1 protein-coding gene is annotated in these 1,514 nt (G+C 29.9%); it reads left to right on the top strand.

Annotated features, from left to right (window positions below; all coding sequences use genetic code 11):
* Positions 1-460 precede the first annotated feature (460 nt).
* A partial coding sequence (locus tag VLM92_RS17380; RefSeq protein ID WP_414708146.1) for a hypothetical protein occupies positions 461-1,514 on the top strand: 1,054 nt, incomplete at its 3' end.

Genomic DNA, 1,514 nt, shown 5'->3' with positions numbered 1-1,514 from the left:
AGCTTCCGTTCTTAATTGGAACGATTAGCCGATTTAATTAGACGTTAAAAATATATTAGTGCCTGATGCGGGAAAGGTTTTTCCATGAGCAGATTTTCGATTTTTTGAATGAACCCTAACTATTAGTTATTCTCCCCTAGGCGCGGGAGATGAATGTGTAAAAGAAAGAGTATAGTGATAAAGAATTTTTTTTTTCAAAACTAAAATCACAAGAGCGATTGACTTGGAAAAGTAAAGGATTTCTAACCATCTTCTTATTTTATTCTATAATGAACATAAAGTAATTAGATGGAAAAATAAGGGATAGAGAGTCTGTATATGAGTTTATCCGTCTCCGAAGTATCTATTCTTTTTTTTATTATACTCCTTTGTTTTTATTCTATCGCACTATGTATCATTTATTTAATAATAATAAACCCAAAAATCCTCTATCTTTGCTTCAATCAAATCTAAGTTTAAAATGAAAATGGAGGAATATCAAAGATATTTAGAATTAGATAGATCTCGAAAAAATGATTTCCTATACCCACTTATATTTCGGGAATATATTTATACACTTTCTCATGATCATGGTTTAAATAAATCTATTTTGTTGGAAAATGAAGGTCATAACAATAAATCTAGTTTAGTAATTATAAAACGTTTAATTACTCGAATATATCAACGGAATCATTTAATTATTTTTATTTCTGCAAATGATTCTAACCAAAATCCATTTCTTAGGTACAATAAGAATTTATATTCGCAAATGATATCCGAGGGGTTTGCAGTCGTTGTGGAAATTCCATTTTGTCTACAATTAGTATCTTCTTTAGAAGAGTCAGAAATAGTCAAATCTCATAATTTACGATCAATTCATTCACTATTTCCTTTTTTAGAGGACAAATTTCCACATTTAAATTATGTATCAGATATATTAGTACCTTATCCTATCCATTTAGAAAAATTGGTTCAAACCCTTCGCTACTGGGTAAAAGATCCCTCTTCTTTGCATTTATTCCGACTCGTTGTTCATGAGGAGTGGAATTGTAACAGTCTTATTATTCCAAAAAAATCTATTTCCATTTTTCCAAAAATTAATCCAAGATTCTTTTTCTTCCTATATAATATTCATGTATATGAATACGAATTCATCTTTTTTTTTCTCCGTAACCAATCCTTTTATTTACGATCAACATTTTCTTGGGTACTTCTTGAGCGAATAAATTTCTACGGAAAAGTAGAACAGTTTACAGACGTCTTTGCTAATGATTTTCAGTCCGTCCTATGTTTGTTCAAGGATCCTTTCATGCATTATGTTAGATATCAAGGAAAATTCATTTTGGCTTCAAAGTATACGCCTCTTCTGATGAAAAAATGGAAATATTACTTTGTCAATTTATGTCAATGTCATTTTTATGTGTGGTTTCAACCGGAAAAGATCTATATAAACCTCTTATCTAAGCACTCTATAGACTTTTTGGGTTATCTTTCAAGTATACGACTAAATCGTTCAGTGGTACGGAGTCAAATGT

The sequence above is a fragment of the Romboutsia sp. genome, assembly GCF_035470145.1.
GTDB lineage: Bacteria > Bacillota > Clostridia > Peptostreptococcales > Peptostreptococcaceae > Romboutsia_D.
The sequence above is the reverse complement of the archived record's forward strand: the minus strand, read 5'-3'. Positions and strand labels throughout refer to the sequence as shown.